This window comes from Rhodoferax sp. GW821-FHT07G04 (assembly GCF_059418585.1).
Map to the genome: position 1 here is coordinate 1,150,227 of NZ_JBWKQD010000002.1, position 19,882 is coordinate 1,170,108.

Genomic DNA, 19,882 nt, shown 5'->3' on the forward strand with positions numbered 1-19,882 from the left:
GTTGTCATCAGGACTGACAATCCGCAGGGGTGCGGGGTGTCAGCTTTTTATCTGCGGCGTACTTGGCTGCCGTGGTCTTGACCAGGGGCTTGATGATCTGCTCATCACCCTGCAGCCAGTCGGACGTGAACTTCCAGGCCTTGCCATCCCAGGTGTGGATGCGGGCCCAGGAGGCGCCCATGTGGTCCACACACGAGGTGCTGATGGGGCGCATCACGCCGGCAAAGCCCAGTGCGTCCAGCTTGGGTTGGGTCAGGTTCAGGTTTTCCAGACCCCAGCGCACTTGCTCGCCGGTCATGACCTTGCCCTTGCCGTAGCGCTCTTGCGCGGCGCGTATGCCTTCCACGCCCAGCATCGCGCTCATGGCACCGCGCATGTACAGCACCTGGCCCAGCTCTTCCTTGGGACCCGTGCCCTGGCCCTTGTCGTGCACCATGGTGGTCACATCCTTGACCAGCTTGGATTGCGGTTCGGCGCCGTGCTGCATGGTCACGGCGTTGTAGCCCTTGGCGCCCTCAGCCACGTCTTTCACATCGGGCTCAGCACCGGCCCACCACACGCCATACATCTTCTCGCGGGGGTAGCCGGTGGCCTGGGCTTCCTTGATGGCGGTGGAGTTCATCACGCCCCAGCCCCACAGCACCACGTAGTCAGGCTTGTTCTGGCGCACCTGCAGCCAGGTGGCTTTTTGCTCCACGCCGGGCGCGGTCACGGGCAGCAGTTGCAGCGTGAAGCCGTGCATGGCTGCGCGCTCTTGCAACAGCGGAATGGGCTCTTTGCCAAACGGGCTGTCGTGGTAGACCAGGGCCAGCTTCTTACCCTTCAGGCTACCGAAGCCGCCTTCCTTCTTGGCGATGGCTTGCATGATGGCATCGGCAGCTACCCAATAGGTTCCCGCGATGGGGAAGTTCCATTTGAAGACGGAACCATCCGCGCTCTCGCTGCGGCCATAGCCCACAGTCACCACCGATATCTTGTCGGCCGGGGCCTTCTCGGTGATGGCAAAGGTGGCGCCGGTGGACAGGGGTTGCACAAACGAGGCTCCCTTGCTCTTCAGGCGCTCATAGCACTCCACGCTGCGGGCCGTGTCATAGCCGGTCTCGCATTCTTCAAAGGACAGCTTGACGCCGTTGATGCCACCGCGGGCATTGACCAGCTTGAGGTAGTCCACATAACCATTGGCCCATGGCACGCCGTTGGGTGCGTAGGGCCCTGTGCGGTAGGACAGCACGGGAATGAATTGTTCCTTGGCCTGGGCGAAGGCATTGCCCGCCACAAAGGTGCCGCCTGCCACGGCCAGCAGGGTGGTGGCCAGTGCGAGTTTGCGAAGCTTCATTGTCTCTCTCCTAGTAGTAATTGATGGTTGTTGAAGAAGCACAGGGGAACACGTTTTATAAACCCACAATATCAATGCGGGAAGGGCCACAGGCGCAATTTCTGTTTGGCGATGGACCACAGCTTGGCCAGGCCATGGGGCTCCACGATCAGGAACCACACGATCAGGCCGCCAAAGATCATCAGCTCGGCATGGGAGACGCCGGCCGTGGATATCTGCACACCGAACAGCGCGGCCAGCGCCGGCAGGAACTGGTTCAGGAAGATCGGCAGCAGCACGATAAACCCGGCACCGAAAAAACTGCCCATGATGGAACCCATGCCGCCGATGATGACCATGAACAAAAGCTTGAACGACTGGTCCACCGAGAAGGCCGCCGGCTCCCAGGCGCCGAGGTAGATGAAGGCCCACAGCGCACCCGCCATGCCGACGATGAAGGAGCTGACGGCAAAGGCGCTGAGCTTGGCAAACATGGGACGGATGCCGATGACAGCGGCGGCCACGTCCATGTCGCGAATCGCCATCCACTCTCGGCCCACGGCGCCGCGCACCAGGTTCTTGGCCAAGAGCGCAATCACCGACAGCAGCGTCAGGCAGAACAGGTATTTGGACACCGGGCTGGCCAGCGACAGGCCGAACACCTGCAGGTTGTTGACTGACACCGAGCCCGAGGGTGAGTAGTTGGTGAACCACTGGATGCGCAAAAACATCCAGTCCGCAAAGAACTGCGCAGCCAGCGTGGCCACCGCCAGGTACAGGCCCTTGACCCGCAGGCTGGGCAGACCGAACAGGATGCCGAACAGCATGGCGCAGACACCACCCAACACCAGGGCGAGCACCAGTGGCATGCCCTCGATGCGCACGAAGAAGTTGTAGGCCGCATAGGCGCCCACCGCCATGAAGGCGCCCGAACCCAGGGATATCTGGCCACAGTAGCCGACCAGGATATTCACGCCGATGGCCGCCAGCGAGAAGATCAGGAAAGGGATCAGGATGTTGGTGAACCAGTAGTCGCTGGCCACTGAGGGCAGCGCGACAAACGCTACCGCCAGCAGCGCGTACAGCGCGATGCGATCCTGCGCGATCGGGAAGATCTGCTGGTCTGCCCGGTAGTTGGTTTTGAATTGGCCGTTTTCTCTATAGAACATATGCTTCTCTCAGACGCGGTCAATGATTTTTTCGCCGAACAAGCCCTGGGGACGGATCAGCAGGAAGCCCAGCGCGAGCACGTAGGCAAACCAGATTTCGATGCCGCCGCCTACATAGGGCCCGAGGTAAACCTCGGACAGTTTTTCGCCCACACCAATGATCAGCCCGCCCACAATGGCGCCGGGTACCGATGTCAACCCGCCCAGAATCACGACCGGCAGGGCCCGCAGCGCAACGGTTGTCAGTGAGAACTGCACACCCAGCTTGCTGCCCCAGATCATGCCGGCCACCAAAGCGACGACACCGGCCACGCACCACACGATGACCCAGATGCGGTTCAGCGGAATGCCGATGGATTGGGCTGCCTGGTGGTCATCGGCCACGGCACGCAAGGCACGGCCGGTCGCGGTCTTCTGGAAGAACACGCTCAGCGCAGCGACCAGCACCGCTGCAATCAGTGCGGCGTACAGGTCTTCCTTATTGATCAGGATGCCGCCTTCAAAGGCGCTTTCCAGGATCAGAACCGGGTCCTTGGGCATGCCGATGTCGATCTTGTAGATGCTGTTGCCAAAGAGGGTCTGCCCCATGCCCTCCAGCAGGTAGGTGATGCCCAGCGTGGCCATCAAGAGCGTCGTGCCCTCTTGGTTGACCAGGTGGCGCAGCACCAGGCGCTCAATGACCCAGGCCACAGCAAACATCACCACCCCGGCCAGCACAAAGGCCAGCAGGTTGACGATGAAGAAGCCCTGCAGGCCGGTGACTTGGGGAATCCATTCCGCAAAACGCGCCATGGCCAGCGCCGCGAACAGCACCATCGCGCCCTGGGCGAAGTTGAAGACGCCCGATGCCTTGTAGATCAGCACAAAGCCCAGCGCCACCAGCGAATACAGCATGCCGGCCATCAGGCCACCGAGCAGGGTTTCAAGGAAAAAAGCCATGTTCTTGTTCCTTAGTGCGAGGTGCCGAGGTAGGCGCTGATGACGTCGGGGTTGTTGCGCACCTCGTCCGGCGTGCCGTCACCAATCTTCTTGCCGTAGTCCAACACCACGACGCGATCGCTGATGTCCATGACCACGCCCATGTCGTGCTCGATCAAGACCACGGTGGTGCCGAACTCGTCATTCACATCCAGCACAAAGCGGCACATGTCCTGCTTTTCTTCAACGTTCATGCCGGCCATGGGTTCGTCCAGCAGCAGCACCTGTGGCTCCATCGCCAGCGCACGACCCAGGTCGACCCGCTTTTGCAAACCGTAGGGCAGCTGGCCCACGGGCGTCTTGCGGTAAGCCTGGATCTCCAGAAAATCGATGATGTGCTCCACGTATTCGCGGTGCATGATTTCCTCGCGCTCGGCCGGCCCCCAGCGCAGTGCCTGCAGCAGGATATTGCTTTTGATCTTGAGATTGCGGCCGGACATGATGTTGTCCAGCACGCTCATGCCCTTGAACAGCGCCAGGTTCTGGAAGGTGCGGCCAATGCCCATCACCGCCACCTGGTGGCTGTCCATATGCTTGAAAGACTGGCCGCGGAAGGTGATGGTGCCCTGCTGCGGCGTGTAGACGCCGTTGATGCAGTTCAGCATGGAGCTCTTGCCCGCACCGTTCGGGCCGATGATGGCGCGTATCTCGTGCTCGCGCACATTGAACGAAATGTCGGTCAACGCCTTGACGCCGCCAAAGCTCAAGGAGATGTTCTTGACATCCAGGATGACGTCGCCAATTTTTTTGGCCTTTGCAGCAACCGGTTCTACTGCCGTATGTGTTGCGATTTGTGGTGTCGCGATTTGTGTCTCGATTTTCATGCTGCCGCCTTGACGGGTGCAAAGGTCTTGGTGTCGTCAATCCGCAGCGTGGCGCTGACCTTGCCGGTGCGACCGTCTTCGAACTTGACCTGGGTTTCTATGAATTGCGAGGCCTTGCCGCCATACAGTGCGTCGATCAGCACGTCGTAGCGCTCGGCGATAAAGCCGCGGCGGACCTTGTTGGTGCGGGTCAGCTCGCCGTCGTCGGCGTCCAACTCCTTGTGCAGGATCAGGAAACGGCTGACCTGACTGCCGGCCAAGAGTGCGTCCACGCTCAAATCAGCGTTGACCTTTTCCACGCACTCCTTGATCAGCGCGTAGACCTCGGGCTTTTGCGCCAGGTCGGTGTAGCCGGCATAGGGCAGGTTGCGCCGCTCGGCCCAGTTGCCCACGGCGTCAAAGTCGATGTTGATCATCACGCACACCTTCTCACGGCCATCGCCATAGGCCACGGCTTCCTTGATGTGCTGGAAGAACTTGAGCTTGTTCTCCACATACTTGGGCGCAAACATGGCACCGTCGTTGGCACCGCCCTTGATCCGGCCCACATCCTTGACGCGGTCGATGATCTTCAGGTGACCATTGGCGTCGATGAAGCCGGCATCGCTGGTGTGGTACCAGCCATCGGCCGTGCGCACCTCGGCGGTGGCGGCGGGGTTCTTGTAGTACTCGGTGAACAGGCCGGGGGATTTGACGAGGATCTCGCCGTTCTCCTGCACCTTGATCTCCACACCGTCGCAGGGCACGCCCACGGTGTCGGCACGGGCCTGGTTGTCTGGCTGCAGGCACACAAACACGGCCGTCTCGGTGGAGCCATACAACTGCTTGAGGTTGATGCCGATGGAGCGGAAGAACGAAAACAAATCTGGCCCGATGGCCTCACCCGCCGTGTAGGCCACCCGCACGCGGGAGAGGCCCAGCGTATTGCGCAGCGGGCCGTAGACCAGCACGCTGCCCAGCGCATACAGCAGGCGATCTGCCAGGCCTACCGTCTTGCCATCCATCAGCTGCGGACCCACGCGTTTGGCCACACCCATGAAGTAGTGAAACATGTTGCGCTTGATGGCACCGGCGTCTTCCATGCGGATCATGACGCTGGTCAGCAGGCCTTCAAAAATGCGGGGCGGCGCGAAGTAGTAGGTGGGACCAATCTCTTTCAGGTCAATGGTCACCGTGGCGGATGACTCCGGGCAATTGACCACATAGCCGCAGGCCAGCCACTGCGCGTACGAAAAAATGTTCTGCCCGATCCAGGCCGGTGGCAGGTAGGCCAGCACCTCTTCGTCACCGGTCAGCTTGTCGAACTGCGCACCTACATGGGCACGGTTCAGCAGTGAGTTGTGGGTATGCACCACGCCCTTGGGGTTGCCGGTGGTGCCGGAGGTGAAGAACATCGCGCCCACGTCGTTGGGGGTGGCCTGGTTGGCCTCGGCCGGATAGAACTGGGGGTGCAAGTCATTGAACACCTTGCCCGCCGCTTGCAGTTCGTCCAACGATGCCAGGCAGGTCTCGGCGTAGTTGCGCAGGCCGCGGGGGTCGTCGTAGTAGATGCGTTCCAGCCGCGGGCAGCTCTCGCGAATCTCCAGCAGCTTGTCGACCTGCTCCTGGTCTTCGGCAAAGGCGAAGCGCACCTCGGCGTTGTTGATGGGGAACACGCACTCGGCAGCCGCGGCATCCTGGTACAGCGGCACGGGTATGGCGCCCAGCGATTGCACGGCCAGCATGGTGGCATACAGGCGCGGCCGGTTGGCACCCACCACCACCATGTGCTCGCCCCGGCGCAGTCCGGCCTGGTGCAAGCCGGCAGCCAGTTGCTGCACCATGGTCAACAAATCCAGCCAAGTCAGCGCCTGCCAGATGCCGTATTCCTTCTCACGCATGGCGGGCGCGTTGGGGCGCTCACTGGCGTGTTTTTGGAGTAGCCGCGGAAAAGTCGTTTGCATTGCCAAATCCTTGTCAGTCACCTTTGCTCACACCCGATGCCGTGCAACAACAGGTCTGCGTATGGGGCGAATATTAGTCGTGCATTTGACGCCGAGTTGTCGTTTGGACGACAATTTAAATGTTTCTGGCTAGGTGTTTTCCCTTCACTTATCGCTAACTTACAAAGCCCTGCATGCCCACCGACTCCGCCCTTTTCCAGCGCCGCCGCGCACTCACCGCCGCCGAGTTGGAGGCCATTCCGTGGATCCACATCCTGTCGCCGCAGGAGCGCGAACGCGCTACCGAAGACCTGAAGATTGCCGACGCCGACCCCGGCGAATACATCTGCCGCATAGGCCGCCCGGTGACCTACTGGTTTGGTGTCGTGGATGGCTTGTTAAAGATGAGCAGCGACAACGCCGAAGGCCAGACCATGACCTTCACCGGCGTGCCGCCCGGTGGCTGGTTTGGCGAGGGCACGGCCATGAAGCGCGAGACCTACCGCTACAACATCCAGCCCCTGCGCAAGAGCCGCGTGGCGGGTTTACATGTCGACACTTTTCACTGGCTGCTGGACCACTCCATCGGCTTCAACCGCTTTGTGATGAACCAGTTGAACGAACGACTGGGCCAGTTCATCGCCGCCCGCGAAATCGACCGCATGACCAACCCCGACATCCGCGTCGCACGCAGCTTGGCATCCCTCTTCAACCCCGTGCTCTACCCCGGCGTGGGCGAGGTGCTGCGCATCACGCAGCAGGAGCTGGCGTATCTGGTCGGCCTGTCACGCCAGCGCGTCAACGAGGCGCTGACGGCGCTGGCGGCGCAGGGGGCGATCAAGGTGGAGTACGGGGGGCTACGGGTGGTGGATTTGCAGGCCCTGAGGAGCCGGGTGAGTTTCAGGCAGGGTGATTAAAATACCCAATTTAGGTTTATTTATAAGCCTGTCAAACAATTTAGGCCTATAGCCCTCGTGAAATATAGATAGTTTGCTATTTATTTGGAAGCAATATTGCGCACACTCGGCCGCAACTGCCCGCTCGCACCGACAGCCTGGCTGCGGTTACTCCAATCAAAACCGCACCCGGTAGCCAAACGACAAAAAATCCTCTCCGTTGGCGCCATAGTCGTTCAGCAGGTCGTACACCGCGCAGCGGTGGTGCAGGCGCACAAAGAATTCGTTGGCCTTCTGCTGGGGCCGTGAGAATGCCAGCTCGATCGTCAAGAAGTTGAGCGTCTGGCTGCCATTGCCCTGCGGCCCCCGCTCGAGCGAACTGACCTTGGACGTGTAGGACAGGCCCAAAGGCCCCAAACGCAGATCGGTTTGCAGCGTGTCATTCCAGGGGAAACTGCTCCAACGCAACACCGGGGCGATAGCAATTTCTGTCAGGGATTCGATGCCAAACTGCTGGCCGACCATGGCGTCGACTTCCAATGCCAGAGGCCAGGACTGTGAGCGCCACAGCGTCTTGGTGCCGGTCAGGGCCAGCATGTGCTGGTTCAGAAAATTGGCACGGCCCTGCGTCAGCCCGGCGGGTTCAGAGTCGTAGTACTTGCCAGCGTAGGCGCCCAGGCTCCACTCGGGCTCTGCGGCAACAGCCGGTGCGGTGAACACCCCCAAGCCTGCACATAGCAACACCAGCACGCCAGCCTTGCGCCAGCAGCAAGACAACAGGAAGACCGGGTGCGGCGCCTTCATCATCGGTGGTAGTCTCTGGTTGAGCAGTTGACTGAGCGAGCAATCATTCTCCTCACTTTTTCCGCCCTGCGCAGGGTGTGCGGGCGACCCTGTGAACCACCACAGACCGAGGGATACGTTCCCCAGCCGAGTCGCGTATAGCATTCCAGCCCCTAGCCCTCGTAAAATATGCACATTTAGCTACAAAAGAGATAGCAAATGACAGATTCCAAGCCCCCCGCTCCCGCCTTCCGCCGCGCCGCGCCGCCGGCGGGCAAAGCCCCTGCCAACCGTGCGCCCATTCCCGCGGGACAGACCAACACCGCCGCCCATGGCGCCAACGGCACGGTGCGGCTGAACAAGCGCATGGCCGAGCTGGGCATGGCCTCGCGCCGCGAGGCCGACGACTGGATCGCCAAGGGCTGGGTCAAGGTCAATGGCAAGGTGGCCGAGATGGGTATGCAGGTGGCGCCGGATGCACGCATCGAGGTGACCCAGCAGGCCAAAGGGGCGCAAGCCAACCAGGTGACGATTTTGCTGAACAAGCCGATCGGCATCGTCAGCGGCCAGGCCGAAGACGGGCACGAGCCCGCCATCACGCTGATCCAGCCGCAAAACCGCTGGGCAGACGACAACGCCCGCTTCTTCTTCCATGGCAGCCAGCTCAAGAGCCTGGTGCCGGCCGGCCGGCTGGACATCGATTCCACAGGCCTCTTGGTGCTGACGCAGGACGGCCGCGTGGCTCGCCAGCTGATCGGCGAGGACTCGGGCATGGAGAAGGAATACCTGGTCCGCGTGGTCTACACCGGCGTGGCCAACCCGGCTGCGGCCAACTCGCCCGCCGCCACTTACAACGCCCGGGCTACAGCGGCCCGACCCGCAACCCAACCCGCTGCCCCCACCCAACTGAGCCGCATTGACGATGACGACCCGGTCAGCACCGATGTGCAGTCCGTGTTCCCCATCGAAAAGTTGCGCCTGCTGCGCCACGGCCTGCGCCTGGATGACCAGGCGCTGAAGCCCGCCAAAGTGGAATGGCAAAACCCCGAGCAACTGCGCTTTGTGCTCACCGAAGGCAAGAAGCGCCAGATCCGCCGCATGTGCGAGCTGGTCGGGCTCAAGGTGGTGGGCCTGAAACGCGTGCGCGTCGGCAAGGTCATGCTGGGGAACTTGCCGGTGGGGCAGTGGCGTTACCTGGCGCCGCACGAATCCTTCTAAACCCCACAACACAACCCACGCCGGAAGCGCCCATGCCCAAATCACCCGCAAAACCGGCCAAAACCTCAGCGCTGAAGCACCTGCGCCCCTCCGACCTGCGCGGCGTGGCGCAACTGGTCACCCAAGCGACTAGTGGCGCGGCGTCCATGGCCGAGGGCGTGCACCACGCGGTGCTGGACACCATGGGCCTGGCCGGGGGCAAGGCGGGGCAGCAAACCAGCGGCATCACCGGTTTTGTCTACCGCACCGTGCGTGGCGTGACCGAACTGGTGGGCAAAGCTTTGCAGGCAAGCTTTACCAAACTAGAGCCGCTGCTGGCCACGCTGGTGGATGCGCCGCCCGACACACCCGAGCGCGAAGCCGTTCTGGCGGCGCTGAATGGTGTACTGGGCGACCAGCTGGAACAAAACCACAACCCGCTGGCCACGCCAATGACACTGCGCTATCAGGGCCGGGCGCTAAACCCGAACGCCTTGCCCACGATGCCAGACGCCACCGGCAAAGTCCTGTTGCTGATCCACGGCCTGTGCATGAACGATTTGCAGTGGACGCCGGGTGAACCTGCTGCTGCCGATGCAAAACCCGTGGCCGATATCGCCGCCACGCTGGCTGCCGAGTTGGGCTACACCCCCATCTACCTGCGCTACAACACTGGCCGGCACACGTCACAAAACGGGCGTGAGCTGGCCACTATGCTGGAGCAACTGCTGGCGCATTGGCCGGCGCCGGTGAAGGAGTTAACGGTGGTCGTGCACAGTATGGGCGGCCTGGTGATACGCAGTGCAGTGCACGCCGCACAACAGGAATCACGGCGCTGGCCGCAGCAGTTGAAAAACATCATTTTCCTGGGCACACCCCACCATGGCGCCCCGTTGGAGCGCGCCGGCAACTGGATCGACATCCTGCTGGGCACCACGCCGTTCAGCAAACCCTTTGCCAAGCTGGGGCAGCTGCGCAGCAGTGGCATCACCGACCTGCGCTACGGCCATGTGCAAGACGCCGACTGGATGGGCCGCGACCGCTTCCAGCGCACGCCCGATACGCGCCAGCCCCTGCCCCTGCCGGATGGCGTGGCCTGCTACACCGTGGCCGCCACTACAGCGGGCAAGCGCAGCCCGCTGGCCGAGCGCATCATCGGTGACGGCCTGGTCCCCCTGCCCAGCGCCCTGGGCCAGCACGCCGACCCGCGGCACCAACTGGCCTTCGCCAAAGCCAACCAAACCATCGTCTACCGCACCAACCACATGGCGCTGCTGCACAGCCCCGAGGTGGCACGCCAAGTCACACTGTGGCTGGCCGGCTCTTGAAAACCCACCCCATCGCCCATAATTGAGGGTTTCGCGCGGCACGCAGTGGGCGTCCGCCAGCACCCGTTTTTGATTTAGCTTTACCGAAGGTTCCATTCCCCATGAGCAAGCAAACCCTTTCCTTCCAGGCCGAAGTTGCCCAGTTGTTGCACCTGGTCACCCACTCGCTGTACTCCAACAAGGAAATTTTCCTGCGCGAGCTGATCTCCAACGCGTCCGACGCCTGCGACAAGCTGCGTTTTGAGGCCATCAACAACAGCGGCCTGTACGAGAACGACTCCGAGCTCAAGGTCAAGGTCACCTTCGACAAGGACGCCAAGACGCTCACCATCACCGACAACGGTATCGGCCTTTCACAGCAAGAGGCTATCGACAACCTGGGAACGATTGCCAAAAGCGGTACCAAGGACTTTGTCAGCAAGCTGACCGGCGACCAGAAGGCGGACTCCAACCTCATCGGCCAGTTCGGCGTGGGCTTTTACTCCGGCTTCATCGTTGCCGACAAGATCACCGTCGAATCCCGCCGCGCGGGCCTGAAGGCCGACGAGGCCGTGCGCTGGGTCAGCGACGGTGGCGCCAGCGGCGGCGGTGCGTTCGAGGTAGAGACCATCACCCGCGAAGCCCGCGGCACCAGCGTCATCCTGCACCTGCGCGACGATGCCCAGGACTACACCCAGACCTGGAAGGTCAAGAACATCATCAACAAGTATTCGGACCACATCAGCCTGCCCATCCAGATGGAAAAGGAAGAGTGGAAAGACGGCGAACTGATCAACCCCAGCGACGAAAACGGTGGCCGCCAGCCCGGCGGCATGGTCAAGACTGGCGAATGGGAAACCGTCAACAAGGCCAGCGCCATCTGGACGCGCCCCAAGAAGGACATCACGTCCGAGCAATACGACGAGTTCTACAAACAGATCAGCCACGACTTCGAAGCCCCGCTGGCCCACACACACAACCGCGTGGAAGGCAGCACCGAATACACGCAGTTGCTCTACATCCCCGGCAAGGCGCCGATGGATTTGTGGAACCGCGAGAAAAAGGGCGGCCTGAAGCTCTACGTCAAGCGCGTGTTCATCATGGACGACGCCGAAGCCCTGCTGCCCACCTACCTGCGCTTCGTCAAGGGCGTGGTCGATTCCGCCGACCTGCCGCTGAACGTCAGCCGTGAACTGCTGCAAGAGAGCCGCGACGTCAAGGCCATCCGTGAGGGCTGCACCAAGCGCGTGCTGTCCATGCTGGAAGACCTGGCCAACCATGACAAGTTGCCTGAAAGCTCGGCCGATGGCGTGACCGACGTGGTCAGCGAGGAAGACAAGGCCAACATCGGCAAATACACCAAGTTCTACGGCGAATTTGGCGCGGTGCTGAAGGAAGGCCTGGGCGAAGACTTCGCCAACAAGGAGCGCCTGTGCAAGCTGCTGCGCTTCGCATCCACCACCAGCGATTCGATGAGCGTGGGCTTTGCCGACTACAAGGCCCGCATGAAGGAAGGCCAAGAGGCCATCTACTACATCACCGCCGACACCCTGGCCGCCGGCAAGAACAGTCCGCAACTGGAAGTGTTCAAGAAGAAGGGCATCGAAGTGCTGGTCATGACCGACCGCGTCGACGAGTGGGCGCTGAATTTTGTGCAAGAGTTCGATGGCACCCCGCTGCAAAGCGTGGCCAAGGGCGCGGTCGATCTGGGCAGCCTGCAGGACGAAGCCGAAAAGAAGGCCGCTGAGGAAGCCGCCGAGACCTTCAAGCCCCTGCTGGCCAAGCTGAAGGAAGCGCTGAAGGACAAGGCCGAAGACGTGCGCGTGACCACCCGCCTGGTGGACAGCCCCGCATGTTTGGTCGTCAAGGATGACGGCATGAGCACCCAACTGGCCCGCATGCTCAAGCAAGCCGGCCAGGCCGCACCCGAAGTGAAGCCGGTGCTGGAAGTGAATGCCGAACACGCGTTGGTCAAGAAGCTGGACGGCAGCGTGCACTTCCACGACCTGGCCCACATCCTGTTTGACCAGGCGCTGCTGGCCGAAGGCGGCATGCCGGCCGATCCGGCGGCCTATGTGAAGCGGGTGAATGCGCTGTTGGCGTAAGTCATATTTGTCAAATCGAGTCGCAGCCCTCGTGTAATATGCATGAGACGCTATTGATTCAGTAGCAAATAGAAAGCCCCGCCGTCGAAAGACTGGCGGGGCTTTTTCTATGGCTCACCATCGCCTATCGTCTACGAGCACACCGGCACTTTCCATGAACGCGCGCTGGAGCGGCTGGAGCACATCACACCCGTTCGCCATCACAGCGGCAATGTTGAACCGCCGCAGTCGGATCTGTTTCGAACAGTGCTGCGGAAGATGTAGGGTTGAGCCGCGCGTGTAGCAGCAGCCTCGCAAAGCACGTCAGGCAACCGCTTCCCGTAGTGCCGCCTGCGCGAGCAGCCGGGTGGAGTCCAGCGTGGGCAGTGGCGAGTTGACGTCGTTGATGATCAGCGGGATTTCGGTGCAGCCCAGGACCACCGCCTCGCAGCCCTGCTGCTTGAAGTTTGCAATCACCTGCTGGAAAACCGCCACGCTGCCGGGCTTGACCACGCCAGCCACCAGCTCGTCCATGATGATGCGGCCCAATGTATCGCGCTCGGCGTCGGTGGGCCGCACACAGTCAATGCCCAAGGCGGCCAATTTTTCCGGGTAAACCTCGCTGCGCACCAGCCAGGCGGTGCCGGTCAGACCCACGCGCTGGAACTGACGCGCCTGCGCCTCGGCGGCCACCACTTCAGCGATGTGCAGCCAAGGCAAGGGACTGCGCGGCTGCACATAAGCGAAAGCCTGGTGGATGGTGTTGTCAGGGCAGATCAGGAAGTCCGCTCCCGCGCTGGCCAGCTTGCGCGCCGAGTGCAGCATCAACTCGCCCACACCGGCTAGGTCCTCACGGTTCAGGCAATCCACATACTCCGCCAGCGAAGGTGTGTGCATCGAGACCTCGGGGTGCGCGTGTGGCCCCAGCAGGGCAGCCCCTTCCGCGCAGATCGTGCGGTAGCACAGGGCCGCACCCTCGGCGGAGCAACCCACAATTCCAATATGTTTGGTCGTCATGTCGGCAGCGATTGTGCCGCACGGGTTTTGGGGTTTCCGGCGGATGGCGCCCAAAGACCATAAGCCCAGCGGCGCTATTTGGATTTGCTGTAATCGGAGCACGATCCGCCAGGAGGACTGCCATGAAAGACTTCGCTCTAGCATCACGCATGCTGACGCTGCGTGGTGAGTTTTACCCAACCGGCTTTGTCTTCGCGATGATGCCCACCGAGGATGACGCCCAAGCCGTCGAACGCGGCTTGTTGGCAGGCGGCTTCCAGGGCGACGACATCATGCTGCTGAAGACCGACGACGTGCTCGAAAAGGTCGTCCCTACGGCTGCCCACCATGGCGAGGTGTTTCCCTCGGTCGGCACCGAGAGCGCCACGGTGCTCAAGTACCGGGACTTGGCCTTGCAAGGGCACTGCGCGATGATGGTCCGGGCCTCATCGGGCGATGCCACCGAGAAGGTGATGCAGTCGGTGCGCACCGTGCCTTTTTCGATTGCCGAGAAATACCGCTTTCTGGTGATCGAGGATCTGCACTAGGTGCAATAGCAATCGCACCAGCTAGCTGCGCGGCAGTATGGGCTCCGTGGCTGCGCGGTCGCGGCCCGCGTGCTTGGCCTGGTACAGCGCAATGTCGGCCGCCTTGAGCAGGGCCTGGTGGCCAATGTCCTGGTTGGGCACGCCCGATGACACGCCCATGCTGACCGTAACCAGACCCAGGGCACTGGCAGCATGGGGTATTGCCAGGCGGTGCACAGCCTCGCGCACACGCTGCGCCACCATCAACGCACCGTCCGTGTCGATGCCGGGCAACACCACAGCAAACTCTTCACCACCATAGCGTGCGACCAGGTCCCCAGGACGGAACACGATGGATGCCAGGCACTCGGCAATACGGCGCAGGCAGTCGTCGCCCAGTTGGTGCCCATAGTGGTCGTTGTAGAGCTTGAAGTGGTCCACATCCATCAGCAGCAGCGCAACCGGCGTCTTGTCGCGCCGGGCGCGCAGCCATTCCTGGCTCAGTTTCTCGTCAAAGCTGCGGCGATTGGCAATGCCGGTCAGGCCGTCGCACGCTGCCAGGCGCTCCAGCGCGCTTTGGGCTTGCTTTTGCTCGGTCATGTCGCGCAGCGTCTCCACCACGGCCATCAGTTCACCGTTGGCACCATAGATAGGGCCGGCGTCTATGGCCAGATAGACCTGGTGGCCCAGTCGCGGCATCACACACCAGTTCTGGGCGTGGAAGCCGTTTTCGTTGTCGCCGGTCTTGTCAAAGGATGCGTAGTACTGCCCAATTTCGGCCGTGCGCCCCTGCGCAACCAGATCGGCCAGGCAGGGCCGCGGCGTATCGTAGAAAGCACGCCAATGCTCGCGGGTGCCCAAGACTTCCTTGGCTCCTACGCCGGTCAGGCGCTCGCAGGCCCGGTTCCAGATGATGACGTGGCAGGCCGCATCCAGCACAAAGGTGGGCACGACCAAGTCTTGCATCAGTTTGACGGCAAAGCTGCGGTCGCGGTCGGAGTGCTTGGTTTTCATCCGGGGCCAAGGGGTTGTAAGGTGTCTCCTGCGCTCCCATTGTGCAACTCCGCCGCGGTCCACCGCAAGGCTTTCTCGCGCCGGACGTCGCGCGGCAAAATAACGCTGAACTCGCCAATGTCCGATCCCATGCAAGACACCCAACGCCCACGCACAACACTGCGCTCCCTGCTGATCGCCCTGTCCCTGTTCGGGTTGGCGCTGTGCCCACCGGCCGGCCATGCCGCGACGGCCAAAGAGGGCCAACCCCGCGCCATTACGCCGCGGGGCGAGCTAGGCCCCGAAGAAAAAGCCACGATCGACCTGTTTGAACGTTCCCGCGACTCGGTGGTGTTCATCACCACCAGTTCCCGGGTGCAGGACTTCTGGTCGCGCAATGTCTTCTCAGTGCCGCGGGGCACGGGCTCGGGCTTTATCTGGGACGAGTCCGGCCATGTGGTCACCAACTACCACGTCATCGAAGGGGCCAGCGAGGCCACCGTCAAGCTGGCCGACGGCAGCGAGTTCAAATGCAGTCTGGTGGGGGCCAGCCCCACGCACGATATTGCGGTACTGAAGATCGGTGGCAGCTACAAGCACGCACCACCGGTGCCGTTGGGCACCAGCCATGACATCCGTGTGGGCCAGAGGGTGTTTGCCATCGGCAATCCCTTTGGCCTGGACTGGACGCTGACCAGTGGCATCGTATCGGCACTGAACCGGTCCTTGAATGGCGACAACGGCTCGGCGGTAGAGCACTTGATCCAGACCGATGCCGCCATCAACCCCGGCAATTCGGGCGGACCGCTGCTGGACTCCGCCGGCCGTCTGATCGGCATCAACACCGCCATCTACAGCCCTAGCGGGGCCAATGCCGGCATAGGCTTTGCGGTGCCGGTGGATACCGTGAACCGCGTGGTGCCGCAGATCATCCGCCACGGCAAGTATGTGCTGCCGGCCCTGGGCATACGCATGGACGAGGGCATCAACCAACGCCTGCAGTCGATCCTGAACCTCAAGGGGGTTGTGGTGCTGCGCGCCTCCAACAACGCGACACAGCCGGCCGCAGGCCTGAAAGAGGCCAGCTTCGGCCGCAATGGCAGCATCACGCTGGGCGATGTCATCACGGCGGTGGAAGGCAAGCCCATCACTTCCGTCAGCCAGTTGGCGGCCCGACTGGACGATTTCAAGGTGGGCGACAAGGTCAAGCTGACGGTGCTGCGCCAGGGGCGCAGCGTGACCTTGGAAGTGGTTCTACAAACGGACCCTTGACGCGATGCGACAGGGCCGTCCGTCTACTCTTTCAGCATTTTTTCAATGCGCCGGTCGGGAATGAACCAGATCAGCGCTACGCCGGCCAGCAGCGCGCCGGCAAACCAGGCATAGCCGAGCAGCGCCAGGGGCATGGCCGCGATATAGGACACCAGCGACAGCTTGCCCTTGTAGTCTCCGCCCACCGCGCGGGCCAGCGCGGAGTCTTCGCCATGGAGGCGGATGATGCGTGCCTGCAGCAGGGTATAGGCCACGGCGCACATCAGCAGATCAAAGGCGTAGACGGCTACCGGCAGTTCGGCGAAATGGTTTTCACCCATCCAGCCCGTGGCAAAGGGGATCAGCGACAGCCAGAACAGCAGGTGCATATTGGCCCACAGCACATCGCCGCTGACATGCTTGACCGCGTGCAACATATGGTGGTGGTTGTTCCAGTAGATGCCCACATAGACAAAGCTCAGCACGTAGCTGAGGAACACAGGCCCCAGCGCGGCAAGATCAGCCCACTGGCTGCCGTGCGGCACCTTCATTTCCAACACCATGATCGTGATGATGATGGCGATCACGCCATCGCTGAATGCCTCCAGACGCCCTTTGCCCATATCCACCTTCCTTTGTACCAAAGCACCGCACTGTAGCGCCAATCGCGTGGCAGCGTTTAGCGTGACTGTGCAACGGTAGCGAGAACGTCTTCAGTCGGTAATACCCATGCGGACCAGGCCATACAAGGGCACGCCATACACCGCGCGCAATGAGGGCCATAGAACCGAATAGGGAAAACCGTAACGCTCCATGACCGGCAATTCCGCCAGCAATTTGAGGCGGGGATGCGCAGCGGTGAGCTCACCCATGCTGCGCACACCCCAGCGAAACTGCGCGCCCGTATGCCGTACCGACGGATGCCAATGCGCCCAGCCTGCGCCCATCCAGCCCAGCACATCAAAGCACAGCTCAGAGCCGGCCGGGGCCCGCTCACCGAACGTCTGCAACAGGGCGTGCACCTGCTCAGGCTCCAGATACATCAAAACGCCCTCGCACACCAAGACATGGGGCGTATGGCGGCGCGACCGGGCCAGGCCGAGTTGGTCCCACCAGTGGGCGTCCCTGAGGTCCACACGGGCATGCCTGTGCCGCGCCGATTGGCTGGGTAAGACGCTGTCGCGCAATGCCATGACTTCGGCGCAATCGGCGTCCAGCCAATGGTTGCAGCCATTGTCCAGCCACTGGAAATAGTGCGCCAAGCCGCAGCCCAGGTTGGCACCAACAGCCCGCGGATGCAGGGCAAAGAATTCGCGCGCCAACTGCCGCAATTGCGCCGTGCGCACCAGCACGCAAAAGATGCTGGAAGGGTCTTGCAGAAAACACTGGAGATCGATACCCAGGGCTTGCGCGGTCTGCGCGGCATACACATCGCCCAATGCGAACCGGGGAAACATGGCATCGCCGAATGCCCGCGCCGCCAAGGGGATCAGCAAGGTGGAAGGCACATCGCCCAGCGCTGCACGCGGACGCTGTGGCGATGGCGCTGTTGTTCTTGTCATGCAGGTACTCCCTTGCCATGTTCGTCAGAGGTGCGCAACCGGCTGAACTGCCCAAGCAGAACGAACCAGTGTACGCACATTGGAAGCCCCTGTGGCCATGAAGGGCCACAGGTTTTGAAGTGCCTTCACAACACATGGCATTTTTGCGCTCAGCATTGGCCAACCTGTGCTTCAATGGCGTTGTAGTTGTTGTACCGACGGGTTCACAGTTATTGCACAGGAGGCCGCCATGGAATCGTCTCGCAGTCTTGTTCCGCAGTCTTCACTGTTCCAACTGCCCATCGCACAAATGCGCCGCGTGTTCCAACCCGACGAGGTCGAGCGCAAGCTGGCCAAATTGCAGGACAGCGACCACGACAGCCTGCGCGCCACCTACCAGCGCATGCTGGAGCGTGGGCCGCAACGCTTCTCGGTCAAGCCATCGGGCATACCGCATATGGCAAGCCTGTACCAGACACTGCCCAATTTCACCGAGGTACTGGACGACGTCAAGCGCCACGTGGCCCTGGCCCAGGACAGCCGCGATGCGCTGGAGCTCACGCCCATGCTGTTGTTGGGCCCGCCCGGCATAGGCAAGACCCATTTCGCCCGCAAGCTGGCCGACCTGCTGGGCACCGGCATGAATCTGGTGCCGATGGGTTCCATGACGGCGGGCTGGTTGTTGTCGGGCTCCTCGTCGCAATGGAAGGGGGCCAAGCCGGGCAAGGTGTTCGAAGCCCTGGTGGACGGCGAATACGCCAACCCGGTGATCGTGGTCGACGAAATCGACAAGGCCAGCGCCGAAGCCCAATACGACCCGCTGGGAGCGCTCTACAGCCTGTTGGAGCACGACACCGCGCAAAGCTTCACCGATGAATTCGCCGAGGTCGCCATCGACGCCAGCCAGGTGATCTGGGTCACAACGGCCAATGACGAGCGCGGCATCCCCGCGCCGATTCTGAACCGCATGAATGTGTTCACCGTGGAAGCCCCCACACCGGAGGCGGCACGCCAGATTGCCCGCGAGCTGTACCAAAGCATACGCAACGAGCACGACTGGGGCCAACGCTTCGGGCCGGAGCCCGGCGACGACGTGCTGGACCAGTTGTGCCTGCTGGCTCCCCGCGACATGCGCCGCGCATGGATGACAGGCTTTGGCAATGCACGCCTGGACGGGCGCTGCGACGTGATCGCGGCCGACCTGCCCCGCCCCGGAAACAAGAAGGGCAGCATGGGCTTTGTGCAGTAGAACTTGCACTTTTTTTGAATTTTGCTCTACTATTGATAGCTACTAGCCCATATTTTACGAGGGCTAGAGGCACAAAATAAAAACACGAGGAGCATGGCGATGGTGTCGTTGAATCCGTCTTACCTGGCGTCGTACTGGACGCAGTCCATGGTCGAGGTCAATCTGCTGATCTTCCTCTATCTGGGCGGTGCCATGGTCCTTGGCATGCTGCTGGGTTACGAGCGCTCTTACCACGGCCGTGCTGCAGGCATGCGCACCTATGGCATTGTCTGCATGGCCTCCGCAGCGATGACCGTGTTTTGCGGCTACCCCGGCTTCTGGTGGGGCGGGGGCCACGGGCCGCTGTCCATTGACCCCACGCGGGTCATCCAGGGCATCGTGACCGGGGTGGGTTTCCTCGGTGCCGGTGTCATCATGAAGGAAGGTCTCAACATCAGCGGCCTGACCACAGCTGCGTCCATCTGGGCCTCCAGCGCCATTGGCGTACTGGTGGGTTTGGGCTTCTTCGGTGCGGCCATTTTGTTGACCCTGCTCCTGATCACCCTGATGATGTGGGCGCCCAAGCTGGAGGTGCGGCTGCCATCGCGCCGAGCCATGGGCGTGGTGCTGGGCTTCCGCCCGGGGTTTGAGCCACACGAGTCCACACTCAAAAATACGATCCGGGCGTGGGGCTATATCGTGGCCGAAGGCTCGCTCAACATCTCCGCCACCCAGCATGCCATCCAGTGGAATTTCGTCATGGTGGCGCTGCGCAGCCGGCCCGAACCCAACTCGCTGTTCGAGCTATCGCGCAAGCTGCGTGAGGTGGACGGCGTGGACAGCTTGCAAATCAGCCACGCCAGGAACTAAA

18 protein-coding genes are annotated in these 19,882 nt (G+C 62.0%); 8 read left to right on the forward strand and 10 right to left on the reverse strand.

The window, feature by feature from the left end; genetic code table 11:
• Positions 1-7: 7 nt before the first annotated feature.
• From AC07OO_RS14435 to AC07OO_RS14455, 5 genes are all read right to left on the reverse strand, one after another.
• Positions 8-1,336 carry an ABC transporter substrate-binding protein gene (locus tag AC07OO_RS14435; protein ID WP_495082789.1) on the reverse strand — a complete coding sequence of 443 codons (1,329 nt, stop codon included), beginning with the start codon at positions 1,334-1,336 and terminating at the stop codon, positions 8-10.
• Positions 1,337-1,407: 71 nt separating this feature from the next.
• Complete coding sequence (locus AC07OO_RS14440) at positions 1,408-2,484, reverse strand: branched-chain amino acid ABC transporter permease (protein WP_495082790.1); 1,077 nt, start codon at positions 2,482-2,484, stop codon at positions 1,408-1,410.
• 9 nt (positions 2,485-2,493) lie between these two features.
• The gene (locus tag AC07OO_RS14445) at positions 2,494-3,423 is read right to left on the reverse strand and encodes a branched-chain amino acid ABC transporter permease (protein ID WP_495082791.1); all 930 of its coding nucleotides are present in this window, start codon (positions 3,421-3,423) and stop codon (positions 2,494-2,496) included.
• A gap of 11 nt (positions 3,424-3,434) precedes the next feature.
• The gene (locus AC07OO_RS14450) at positions 3,435-4,286 is read right to left on the reverse strand and encodes an ABC transporter ATP-binding protein (RefSeq protein WP_495082792.1); all 852 of its coding nucleotides are present in this window, start codon (positions 4,284-4,286) and stop codon (positions 3,435-3,437) included.
• Positions 4,283-6,229, reverse strand: a complete 1,947-nt coding sequence (locus tag AC07OO_RS14455) for an AMP-dependent synthetase/ligase (RefSeq protein WP_495082793.1) — start codon at positions 6,227-6,229, stop codon at positions 4,283-4,285. The genes AC07OO_RS14450 and AC07OO_RS14455 overlap by 4 nt, the downstream gene beginning before the upstream one ends.
• 173 nt (positions 6,230-6,402) lie before the next feature.
• On the opposite strand from AC07OO_RS14455, the gene AC07OO_RS14460 reads away from it, so the two are divergent.
• Positions 6,403-7,125 (forward strand): Crp/Fnr family transcriptional regulator, encoded by a 723-nt coding sequence (locus AC07OO_RS14460; RefSeq protein WP_495082794.1) that lies wholly within the window; start codon positions 6,403-6,405, stop codon positions 7,123-7,125.
• 156 nt (positions 7,126-7,281) lie between these two features.
• On the opposite strand, the gene AC07OO_RS14465 is transcribed toward AC07OO_RS14460, so the two are convergent.
• Complete coding sequence (locus AC07OO_RS14465; protein WP_495082795.1) at positions 7,282-7,911, reverse strand: hypothetical protein; 630 nt, start codon at positions 7,909-7,911, stop codon at positions 7,282-7,284.
• Positions 7,912-8,106: 195 nt separating this feature from the next.
• On the opposite strand from AC07OO_RS14465, the gene AC07OO_RS14470 reads away from it, so the two are divergent.
• The 3 genes from AC07OO_RS14470 (at position 8,107) to htpG (ending at position 12,496) form a co-directional block, all read left to right on the forward strand.
• Positions 8,107-9,105, forward strand: a complete 999-nt coding sequence (locus tag AC07OO_RS14470) for a pseudouridine synthase (protein WP_495082796.1) — start codon at positions 8,107-8,109, stop codon at positions 9,103-9,105.
• A gap of 32 nt (positions 9,106-9,137) precedes the next feature.
• The gene (locus AC07OO_RS14475) at positions 9,138-10,412 is read left to right on the forward strand and encodes an esterase/lipase family protein (protein WP_495082797.1); all 1,275 of its coding nucleotides are present in this window, start codon (positions 9,138-9,140) and stop codon (positions 10,410-10,412) included.
• A 101-nt stretch (positions 10,413-10,513) separates the two neighbouring features.
• Positions 10,514-12,496: a molecular chaperone HtpG gene (htpG, locus tag AC07OO_RS14480; RefSeq protein ID WP_495082798.1), complete on the forward strand. Its 1,983-nt coding sequence runs from the start codon at positions 10,514-10,516 to the stop codon at positions 12,494-12,496.
• Positions 12,497-12,799: 303 nt separating this feature from the next.
• Here htpG and AC07OO_RS14485 read toward each other — a convergent pair whose 3' ends face one another.
• Complete coding sequence (locus AC07OO_RS14485) at positions 12,800-13,492, reverse strand: aspartate/glutamate racemase family protein (protein ID WP_495082799.1); 693 nt, start codon at positions 13,490-13,492, stop codon at positions 12,800-12,802.
• Between the two features lie 122 nt (positions 13,493-13,614).
• On the opposite strand from AC07OO_RS14485, the gene AC07OO_RS14490 reads away from it, so the two are divergent.
• On the forward strand, positions 13,615-14,019 hold the full coding sequence (locus AC07OO_RS14490) for a hypothetical protein (protein WP_495082800.1): 405 nt from the start codon (positions 13,615-13,617) through the stop codon (positions 14,017-14,019).
• Between the two features lie 21 nt (positions 14,020-14,040).
• On the opposite strand, the gene AC07OO_RS14495 is transcribed toward AC07OO_RS14490, so the two are convergent.
• Positions 14,041-15,012, reverse strand: coding sequence for a GGDEF domain-containing protein (locus AC07OO_RS14495; RefSeq protein ID WP_495082801.1), 972 nt, complete (start codon positions 15,010-15,012; stop codon positions 14,041-14,043).
• Positions 15,013-15,141: 129 nt separating this feature from the next.
• On the opposite strand from AC07OO_RS14495, the gene AC07OO_RS14500 reads away from it, so the two are divergent.
• Positions 15,142-16,263, forward strand: a complete 1,122-nt coding sequence (locus AC07OO_RS14500) for a S1C family serine protease (RefSeq protein WP_495082802.1) — start codon at positions 15,142-15,144, stop codon at positions 16,261-16,263.
• Positions 16,264-16,286: 23 nt separating this feature from the next.
• On the opposite strand, the gene AC07OO_RS14505 is transcribed toward AC07OO_RS14500, so the two are convergent.
• Together AC07OO_RS14505 and AC07OO_RS14510 are read right to left on the reverse strand one after the other, a co-directional pair.
• Entirely contained in the window at positions 16,287-16,865 is a 579-nt protein-coding gene (locus AC07OO_RS14505; RefSeq protein WP_495082803.1) for a TMEM175 family protein, read from the reverse strand.
• Between the two features lie 90 nt (positions 16,866-16,955).
• Positions 16,956-17,804 carry a class I SAM-dependent methyltransferase gene (locus AC07OO_RS14510; RefSeq protein WP_495082804.1) on the reverse strand — a complete coding sequence of 283 codons (849 nt, stop codon included), beginning with the start codon at positions 17,802-17,804 and terminating at the stop codon, positions 16,956-16,958.
• Between the two features lie 229 nt (positions 17,805-18,033).
• Between AC07OO_RS14510 and AC07OO_RS14515 the strand changes: the two genes are divergently transcribed.
• Positions 18,034-19,032 carry an AAA family ATPase gene (locus AC07OO_RS14515; protein WP_495082805.1) on the forward strand — a complete coding sequence of 333 codons (999 nt, stop codon included), beginning with the start codon at positions 18,034-18,036 and terminating at the stop codon, positions 19,030-19,032.
• Positions 19,033-19,131: 99 nt separating this feature from the next.
• Complete coding sequence (locus tag AC07OO_RS14520) at positions 19,132-19,881, forward strand: MgtC/SapB family protein (protein WP_495082806.1); 750 nt, start codon at positions 19,132-19,134, stop codon at positions 19,879-19,881.
• The last annotated feature ends 1 nt before the right edge of the window (position 19,882 follow it).